At 70.1% G+C, this 9609-nt stretch carries 8 protein-coding genes and 1 pseudogene; all 9 read right to left on the reverse strand.

The window, feature by feature from the left end; translation table 11 throughout:
* Positions 1-4: 4 nt before the first annotated feature.
* Positions 5-394: a copper resistance protein NlpE gene (locus LQ222_RS18805; protein WP_230168380.1), complete on the reverse strand. Its 390-nt coding sequence runs from the start codon at positions 392-394 to the stop codon at positions 5-7.
* A gap of 76 nt (positions 395-470) precedes the next feature.
* Complete coding sequence (locus LQ222_RS18810; protein ID WP_230168381.1) at positions 471-1193, reverse strand: hypothetical protein; 723 nt, start codon at positions 1191-1193, stop codon at positions 471-473.
* 292 nt (positions 1194-1485) lie between these two features.
* Entirely contained in the window at positions 1486-1680 is a 195-nt protein-coding gene (locus LQ222_RS18815; protein WP_198373216.1) for a hypothetical protein, read from the reverse strand.
* Between the two features lie 54 nt (positions 1681-1734).
* Positions 1735-2970: a 2-oxoglutarate dehydrogenase complex dihydrolipoyllysine-residue succinyltransferase gene (gene odhB / locus LQ222_RS18820; protein WP_230168382.1), complete on the reverse strand. Its 1236-nt coding sequence runs from the start codon at positions 2968-2970 to the stop codon at positions 1735-1737.
* An 85-nt stretch (positions 2971-3055) separates the two neighbouring features.
* Positions 3056-5941, reverse strand: coding sequence for a 2-oxoglutarate dehydrogenase E1 component (locus LQ222_RS18825; protein WP_230168383.1), 2886 nt, complete (start codon positions 5939-5941; stop codon positions 3056-3058).
* A 154-nt stretch (positions 5942-6095) separates the two neighbouring features.
* Positions 6096-6992, reverse strand: coding sequence for a succinate--CoA ligase subunit alpha (gene sucD, locus LQ222_RS18830; RefSeq protein ID WP_230168384.1), 897 nt, complete (start codon positions 6990-6992; stop codon positions 6096-6098).
* Positions 6993-6996: 4 nt separating this feature from the next.
* Entirely contained in the window at positions 6997-8190 is a 1194-nt protein-coding gene (gene sucC / locus LQ222_RS18835; RefSeq protein ID WP_230168385.1) for an ADP-forming succinate--CoA ligase subunit beta, read from the reverse strand.
* Positions 8191-8257: 67 nt separating this feature from the next.
* Positions 8258-9211, reverse strand: coding sequence for a malate dehydrogenase (gene mdh / locus LQ222_RS18840; protein ID WP_230168386.1), 954 nt, complete (start codon positions 9209-9211; stop codon positions 8258-8260).
* An 81-nt stretch (positions 9212-9292) separates the two neighbouring features.
* A pseudogene (locus tag LQ222_RS18845) lies at positions 9293-9609 on the reverse strand (hypothetical protein); the annotation flags it as partial.

The following is a 9609-nucleotide window of genomic DNA, read 5'->3' on the forward strand; positions in this document are numbered from 1 at the left end:
GGCCTCAGCCCTCCCGCCGCAGGGCGATGCGCCCGCCGGTATCCTCGAGCAGCAGCGTGCCGTCGGGCTGCAGGGCGTAGCGGTAGGTCTCGTGGGGCAGCATGCGGATCGGCGTGCAGCCGACCAGGCCGCAGGCGCGGCGCGGCGCCCAGTCCTCGATCGTCAGGCGCAGCCAGGGGCCGGCATCCTCCAGCGTCCAGTGGCCGGAGACGGTTATGGCGCGGCCGTCCGGCCCGCGGTCGCGGCGCGCGAAGCGGCCATCGGCCTCAAGCGTGATCTCGACCGCCTGCCCGCCCTGCGCGGCGCGCCAGGTCCCGGCGAGCGGGCTGGCCTGCGCGAGGCCCGGGAGCAGCAGGGCTACGGCGAGGATGGCGGCGGGGAGACGGCGGGACATGATGCGCTCCGGCGGGCATTCGGAAGCCCTACGCGCGGTGAATGCCCGTGGATGCGCGCCGCGGCGATGAAGTGATTCAGGGGGCGGCGAACACGCGCCCGAGCGGGCCCAGCGGCGCGGGGTCGATGCCGGCGGCGTCCAGCAGCGCCGCCACGCCGAGCGCGGCGCTGTCGAGCACCGGGATGCCGAACTCGGCTTCCAGCGGCGCCATGCAGGGCAGGCCGGGCAGGTTGGTGCTCCAGACCAGGATGGCATCCGGCGCCACCGCGGCCGACAGGCGCCGCGCGGCAGAAACGATTGCGCCGTCAGGCACCGCGGCGGCGGAGAGGTTGTCCGGGCAGTCGAGGCCTTCGGCGGCGAGGGTCTCGATGCCCTCGGCGGCGAAGCCGGCGATGTGGGCGGTGCCCTCGGCCGCGGTGCCGGGCAGGATCAGCGCGATTCGCCGCGCCCCGCGGCGATGCAGCCAGGCGGCGGCGAACAGCGCGGTGGTGGTGGCGGGGCACCGCGCCTCGGCGGCCAGGGTCGCCGCCAGGGCGCGGTCGGCGGGCAGGCCCAGGGCGGCGCCGCGCGTGCCGTTCCAGCACACCGCCGCGACGCCGGCATGGCCCAGCAGCCGCGCGGCGGTGGCGTAGGAGGCCGCGTCGTAGGCGCCCGGCGGCTGGCCGCTGCCGTCCGGCGCGTAGGGGATGCGCGCGACGCAATGGTCGATGCCGGGCAGGTGGCGCAACAGCGCCGCGGTGGTGCGCTCCACCACGCGATTCGAGGAGGGCAGGATGGTGCCGATGGCGATGCGCGACATCGGCGCATCATCATCCGCGGCGGCGCCGGCGCAACTGCGCAAGCGCGATCAAGTGGCATCGTGCCATGAGGCGAGGCGGACAGGAGGAGCGGCGATGTCGCGACGCAGCAGGACCGGGCAGGACCACGCCACGCGCATCGCCCGCGCCATGGCGCTGATCGCCGCCCGCCCGCACGACCCGCCGGGGCTGGAGGCGCTGGCCGAGGCGGCAGCCTTCTCGCCCTTCCATTTCCATCGCGTCTACCACCTGGTGGCCGGCGAGACGCCGGCGCAGACCGCCGCGCGTGGGCGGCTACTTCTTGCCGCTCATGCCGAGCTCGGCCTCGATCTCGCGGATGCGCGCCACCAGCGTGGTGCGCATCGAGGGCGAGGCGTGCGGCTTCAGGCCCGCGAGGGTGTCCTTGAGCTCGCGCAGCAGCTTTTCCTTTTCGCCGCGGCTGCGCTGGATCGGGCGCGCGTCGGAGAACTGGCCGTCCCGGCTTCGCATGGTGGCTTTCCTTTCTGGATTGGGCCGCGCCTGTTGCCGGCGCGGCCGGGCGGGTCAGATGTCGAGCATCAGACGCCGCGGATCCTCGATGCTTTCCTTCACGCGCACCAGGAAGGAGACGGCTTCCTTCCCGTCGACGATGCGGTGGTCGTAGGACAGCGCGATGTACATCATCGGGCGGATCTCGACCTTGCCATTCACCGCCATCGGGCGGTCCTGGATCTTGTGCATGCCCAGGATGCCCGACTGCGGCGGGTTCAGGATGGGCGTGGACATCAGCGAGCCATAGATGCCGCCATTGGTGATGGTGAAGGACCCGCCGGCCAGGTCATCGAGCTTCAGCGCGCCGTCGCGCGCCTTCCTGCCATAGGCGCCGATGGTCTTCTCGATCTCGGCGAAGGACAGGCTGTCGGCGTGGCGCAGCACGGGCACCACCAGGCCGGAGGGGCCGCCCACCGCGATGCCCATGTGGACGAAGTTCTTGTAGACGATCTCGTCGCCGTCGATCTCGGCGTTCACCGCCGGGAATTCCTTCAGCGCGGCGACGGCCGCCTTCACGAAGAAGGACATGAAGCCGAGCTTCACGCCGTGCTTCTTCTCGAACGCGTCCTTGTATTCGGCGCGCAGCGCCATCGCGGCACCCATGTCCACCTCGTTGAAGGTGGTGAGCATGGCGGCGGTGTTCTGCGCTTCCTTCAGGCGGCGCGCGATGGTGGCGCGCAGGCGCGTCATCTTCACGCGCTCCTCGCCGGCTTCGATCGCACGGGCGGGCCTGGGCGCGGCGGGCGCGGCGGCGGCGGGTGCGGGGCGCGCCAGGTAGTCGAGCACGTCGCCCTTGGTGATGCGGCCATCCTTGCCGGTGCCCGCGCCGATCGCGGCGGCGTTCGCCCCCGTCTCGGCCATCATCTTGGCCGCGGCGGGCAGCGGGGCGGCGGCCTGCGCTGCGGCGGGCGCCGAGCCGGTGGGCGCGCCCGGCACGGCGACCGGCCCGGTCACGGCGCGCGGGGTTTCGACCTGCGGCACGGCGGCGGCGGGCTTCGGCGCTGCCGCCGCGCCACCGGCGGCGATCGACCCCAGCACGGCGCCCGGGCCGACCTCGGCGCCCTCGGCGGCGGCGATGGCTTCCAGCACGCCGGCGGAGGGCGCGTTGACCTCGACCGTGACCTTGTCGGTCTCGAGTTCCACCAGCGGCTCGTCGGCGGCCACCGCCTCGCCGGCCTTCTTGAGCCAGCGCGCCACGGTCGCGGAGGAAACGCTCTCGCCGAGCGTGGGAACCAGGATGTCGGTCATGTGTGCCGTCCGTTGATCGTCGGGGCGCGCGTCGCGGCGCGCAGTGTCGTGCCGGGCCGCGTGGCCCGCAGTGCCTGTCCGGGTGTCACAGCCCGAGCGCCGCGCGCACCAGCGCGGCCTGCTGCTGCTGGTGGATGCGCGCCAGGCCGGTGGCCGGGCTCGCGGCATCCTCGCGGCCGATGTACTCGGGCCGCTTCGCCTGGATGTCGAGGGTCTTCAGCACCTTCTCGATGCGGCGATCCATGAAGGTCCAGGCGCCCATGTTCTCGGGTTCCTCCTGGCACCACACCACCTCGGCGTTGCGGTAGGGCGCCAGCGCCTTGGCCAGGGAGGTGGCGGGGAAGGGGAACATCTGCTCGACGCGCACGATGGCGACGTCGGTGATGCCCTTCTCGCGCCGTTCGGCCAGCAGGTCGTAATAGACCTTGCCGGTGCACAGCACGACGCGCTTCACCTGGTCGTCCGGCGCGATCGCGTCGGTCTCGGGGATCACGTAGCGGAAGGCGCTGCCGGGCCCGAAATCCGCGATGCTGCTGACCGCGAGCTTGTGGCGCAGCAGCGACTTCGGCGTCATCACCACCAGCGGCTTGCGGTAGTTCGCCTTGAGCTGGCGGCGCAGCGCATGGAAGTAGTTGGCCGGCGTGGTGAAGTTGCAGACCCGGATGTTGCGCTCGGCGCACAGCTGCAGGTAGCGTTCGAGGCGCGCTGAGGAATGCTCCGGCCCCTGGCCCTCGTAGCCATGCGGCAGCAGCATCACCAGGCCCGACATGCGCAGCCACTTGGTTTCGCCGGACGCGATGAACTGGTCGATGATGACCTGCGCGCCATTGGCGAAGTCGCCGAACTGGCCTTCCCACAGCACCAGCGTGTTCGGGTCGGCCAGGGTATAGCCGTAGTCGAAGCCGAGCACGCCGAATTCCGCCAGGAGCGAGTTGAACGCCTCGAACTTCGGCTGGCCCTCGCGGAGGTTGTTCAGCGGGACGTATTCGGCCTGCGTCGCCTGGTCGATCAGGTAGGCGTGGCGGTGGGAGAAGGTGCCGCGCTGCACGTCCTCGCCGGACAGGCGCACGCGATGGCCTTCGAGCAGCAGCGTGCCGAAGGCCAGCGCCTCGCCGGTCGCCCAGTCGATGCCTTCGCCGGTGTCGATCGACTGGCGCTTGGTGTCGAGCTGCCGGACGATCTTGGGGTTGGCGCCGAAGCCCTCCGGCACGCGGCACAGCGCGGCGCCGACCTCACGCAGCCTGTCGAGCGGCACGGCGGTCTCGTGCAGCTTCTCGACCTCCTCGCCGGCGCCGGCCGACTTCAGTCCGGACCAATGGCCTTCCAGCCAATCGGCCTTGTTCGGCTTGAAGGATTGCGCGGCCTCGAAGGCGTCCTCGAGCTTCGCGTTGAAGGCGTCGTACATCGCCTTGGCCTGGTCGGCGGTCAGGCTGCCCTCGCGCACCAGCTTCTCGGCATACAGGGTGCGCGTGGTCCGCATGTCCTTGATGCGGTTGTACATGATGGGCTGGGTGAAGGCGGGCTCGTCGCCCTCGTTGTGGCCATGGCGGCGGTAGCAGACGATGTCGAGCACGATGTCGGCGCCGAATTCCATGCGGAATTCGGCGGACATCTTGGCGCAGAACAGCACGGCCTCGGGGTCGTCGCCGTTGACGTGCAGGATCGGCGCCTGGATCGCCTTGGCCACGTCGGTGCAGTACAGGCCGGAATAGGCGTGCGCGGCGACGGTGGTGAAGCCGATCTGGTTGTTGGTGATGATGTGGATGGTGCCGCCGGTGCGGTAGCCGATCAGCTGAGACATCGCCAGCGTCTCGTAGACCACGCCCTGGCCGGCGAAGGCGGCGTCGCCATGCAGCAGGATGCCCATGACCGACCGCCGACCCTTGGTGTCGCCCGCCATGTCCTGGCGCGCGCGCACCTTGCCCGCCACCACGGGGTCCACCGCTTCGAGGTGCGAGGGGTTGGGCTGCAGCGACAGGTGCACCATGCGCCCGCCGATCTCGATGTCGGTGCTGGTGCCCAGGTGGTACTTCACGTCGCCCGACCCCTGCACGTCGTCGGGGTTGGCGCCCACGCCCTTGAATTCGGAAAACACCTGGAGATACGGCTTCCGCACGGTGTTCACGAGCACGTTCAGCCGGCCGCGATGGGCCATGCCGATCACCACCTCGTTTACGCCGAGCGGCACGGCGGTCTCGATCACCGCTTCCAGCGCCGGGATGGTGGATTCGCCGCCTTCCAGGCCGAAGCGCTTGGTGCCGACGAATTTGCGCGCGCAGAAGGCCTCGAAGCCCTCGGCCTTGGTGAGGTCGGCGAGCAGTTCGGTCTTGGTGGCGACGTCGAAGGCGGTCAGCCAGGGCGCGCCTTCGATGCGGCGCTGGATCCAGGATTTCTGGTCGGGATCCTGGATATGCATGAACTCGACGCCGATCGGCCCGCAATACGAGGCGCGGCAGATCGCCATGATCTCGCGCAGCGTCGCGGTGTCGCGGCCCAGCACCATGTCGAGGAAGATCGGCCGGTCCATGTCGGCTTCGCTGAAGCCGTAGGTCTTCGGGTCGAGCTCCGGATGCGCCTTGGGCGCGGTCAGGCCGAGCGGGTCGAGCTGCGCTTCCAGATGCCCGCGCACGCGGTAGGAGCGGATCAGCATCAGCGCGCGCAGGCTGTCGAGCACCTGGCGGCGCGCAGCCTCGGCATTGGCAGCCTGCGCGGCGGGGGCATCGGTGGCGCGGCGGGCGGTGGGTGCGGGCGCCTCGGGGTCGGGGCCGAAGGCGCCGCGGATGCGCGGCGCCCAGGACGCGCCGGTGGCGTCGGTCAGGACCGCGCGTGCCTCGTCATTGAGCGCGGCGAACAGCTCGGCCATCGAAGGGTCGACGCTGTCGGGCTTCTCGGCCCAGCGGGCATAGAGGTCGGCGAGGTACGCGGCATTCGCGCCGGTCATCGCGGTGGCGAGGACGTCAACTCCGGCCATTGTCTTCTCCGTGCCGACGGGCGGCGCCGCCGGATGTCACGCTCGGGTGGTCTCAGATGCGGGTCGCCGCCGCCCCTGGGTGGAGGGTACGGCGGCGTCGCTTAACATAGGGCGGATGGCCGCCTTGTGGCAGGGCTTTCGCCCCGCCGGCGCATTACCGCTTCAAGGCCTTCACCATGGTGGACCCCAGCGCCGAGGGGCTGTCGGCCACATGGATGCCGGCCGCCTTCATGGCCTCCATCTTGGCCTCGGCGGTGTCCTTGCCGCCCGAGATGACGGCGCCGGCATGGCCCATGCGCCGCCCCGGCGGGGCGGTGGCGCCGGCGATGAAGCCGACCACGGGCTTGTTCGGCTTGCCGGGGCCGAAATTCTCGCGCTTGAGGAAGTCGGCGCCGATCATCTCGGACTGCCCGCCGATCTCGCCGATCATGACGATGGACTTGGTCTCGTCGTCCTTCAGGAACAGTTCGAGCACGTCGATGAAGTCCATGCCCTTCACCGGGTCGCCGCCGATGCCCACGCAGGATGACTGGCCGAGCCCCGCCGCGGTGGTCTGCGCCACCGCTTCGTAGGTGAGCGTGCCCGAGCGCGACACCACGCCGACCGACCCGCGCTTGTGGATATGGCCGGGCATGATGCCGATCTTGCAGGCTTCCGGCGTGATCACGCCGGGGCAGTTCGGCCCGACCAGCAGCGACTTCGACCCGCACAGCGCGCGCTTCACGCGCACCATGTCGAGCACGGGAATGCCCTCGGTGATGCAGATGATCAGCGGCACTTCCGCGTCGATCGCTTCCAGGATGGCATCGGCGGCGAAGGGCGCGGGCACGTAGATGACCGACGCATTGGCCTGCGTGCGCGCCACGCACTCCGCCACCGTGTCGAAGACCGGCAGGTTCAGTTCCGGGTGCATCGTGCCGCCCTTGCCGGGCGTGGTGCCGCCGACATAGGTGCTGCCATAGGCGATGCCCTGGGACGCATGGAACGTGCCCTGGGCCCCGGTGAAGCCCTGGGTCATGACGCGGGTGGTCTTGTCGACGAGAACGGCCATGGCCTTACGCCCCCTTCACGGCCGCAACCACCTTTTGGGCGGCATCGGCAAGATTGTCGGCGGGGATGATCGCAAGGCCGCTCTCGGCCAGGATCTTCTTGCCGAGTTCCACGTTGGTGCCTTCCAGGCGCACCACAAGCGGCACCTTGAGGTCGAGGTTCTTGCTCGCCACCACAATGCCCTCGGCGATCATGTCGCATTTGGCGATGCCGCCGAAGATGTTGACCAGGATGGCCTTCACATTGGCGTCGGAGGTGATGATGCGGAACGCCTCGGTCACGCGCGCCGCATTCGCGGTGCCGCCCACATCGAGGAAGTTCGCCGGCGACGACCCGTACAGCTTGATGATGTCCATCGTCGCCATGGCCAGGCCCGCGCCGTTCACCATGCAGCCGATCTCGCCATCGAGCGCGACATAGTTCAGGTCGTTCTTGGTGGCATCCAGTTCCTTCGGGTCCATCTCGCTGTCGTCGCGCAGGGCCTCGAGGTCCTTGTGGCGGTACAGCGCGCTGTCGTCGAAGGACACCTTGGCATCCAGCGCGACGATCTCGCCCGCGCCGGTCACCACCAGCGGGTTGATCTCGACGATCATGCAGTCCAGTTCGACGAAGGCGCCGTACAGCGCGGTGACGAACTTCGTGAAGGACGCCACCTGCTTGCCCTCAAGCCCCAGCCCGAAGGCCAGCTTGCGGCAATGGAAGCCGGAAATCCCCGCGGCCGGGTCGACCGCGACCTTCAGGATCTTCTCGGGGTGGTTCTCGGCCACCTCCTCGATGTCCATGCCGCCTTCGACCGAGGCCATGATGGTGACGCGCGATGTCGCGCGGTCCACCAGCAGGCCGAGATACAGCTCGCGCTTGATGTCGCAGCCATCCTCGACATAGACGCGGCTGACGACCTTGCCCTCGGGGCCGGTCTGCTTGGTGACCAGCGTCTTGCCGATCATCGCCTCGGCGGCGGCGCGCACATCCTCGATCGACTTCACGACGCGCACGCCGCCCTTGCCGTTCGGGTCTTCCTTGAAGCGCCCGGCACCGCGCCCGCCCGCATGGATCTGCGACTTCACGACATAGACCGGGCCGGGCAGCTGCCTGGCGGCGGCCACTGCCTCGTCGGCCGACCAGGCGACATGGCCGTCGAGCACCGCGACGCCATAGCGGCGCAGCAGCTCCTTGCCCTGGTATTCGTGGATGTTCATGCTGGGGGGTTCCCTGAAACGGGGCGGACAGGAAAAAGGCCCGGTGTCGCCACCGGGCCCGGGTGGATCAGCCCACCAGCTTCTTGGATGCGTCGATCAGTTCCTGCACCGCGCCGCAGGACTTGTCGAAGGCGGCCTTCTCGGTGGCGTTCAGCTCGATCTCGACGATGCGCTCCACGCCGCCGGCGCCGATCACCACCGGCACGCCGACATACAGGTCCTTCACGCCATACTGGCCGGTCAGCCAGGCGGCGCAGGGCAGCACGCGCTTCTTGTCCTTGAGGTAGCTCTCGGCCATCGCGATCGCGCTCGCGGCCGGCGCGTAGAAGGCGGAGCCCTTCTCCAGCAGCTTCACGATCTCGCCGCCGCCATTGGCGGTGCGGGCGCAGATCGCGTCCACCTTCTCCTGCGTGGTCCAGCCCATCTTCACCAGGTCGGGCACCGGGATGCCGGCGACCGTGGAATAGCGCGTCAGCGGCACCATGGTGTCGCCATGGCCGCCCAGCACGAAGGCGGTCACGTCCTCGACCGAGACGTTGAATTCCTGCGCCAGGAACAGCCGGAAGCGGCTGGAATCCAGCACGCCGGCCATGCCGACCACCTTGTTGGCCGGCAGGCCGGACTTCTGCTGGAACACCCACACCATCGCATCGAGCGGGTTGGTGATGACGATGACGAAGGCGTTCGGGCAATGCGTCTTCACGCCCTCGGCCACCTGGGCGATGACGCCGGCGTTCTTGGACACCAGGTCGTCGCGGCTCATGCCGGGCATGCGCGGGAAGCCGGCGGTGATGATGACCACGTCCGAACCGGCGATGCCGGCATAGTCGCCGGTGCCGGCCATGGCAGAATCGAACCCGTCCACCGGGCCGGACTGCATGATGTCGAGCGCCTTGCCCGCCGCCACGCCGGGGAAGACGTCGAACATGACGACGTCGCCCAGTTCCTTGAGGCCGATCAGGTGGGCCAGCGTGCCACCGATATTGCCGGCGCCGATCAGCGCGATCTTCTTGCGGGCCATGAGGCTTCCTCGGGTCTGGTGCAGTGCGCAAAAACGCGCTGCTACCTACTCCGCGGCCCGGCCGCCGGCAAGGCTGGCCGGCTACATGGGCATGCAGCGGACGATGTTGGCGTGGCCATGCGCCAGGGTCGCCAGCGTGCCGCTGGGGCAGGCATGGGCCTGGGCATTGGTGGCGGGCTCCAGCCCGCCCTGCCAGGACACGGTGCGGGTGCGCGGGGCGCAGTTGCGGCCGCGGCAATTGGCCGCCGCCTGCTGGCGGTCATTGGCGCGGGTGGCGGCCTGGCGGGTGCCGCGGGCATCGCGGGTCCGGCTGGCCGAGGCCTGGCGGGTGGTGGCGGCGGGGCGCGCCGCGGCCTGGCGGCTGCTGGCGGCTTCGCGGCGCTGCGGCGCCGCCGCGG

The organism is Roseomonas sp. CECT 9278 (assembly GCF_918698155.1).
Classification (GTDB): Bacteria; Pseudomonadota; Alphaproteobacteria; order Acetobacterales; family Acetobacteraceae; genus Neoroseomonas.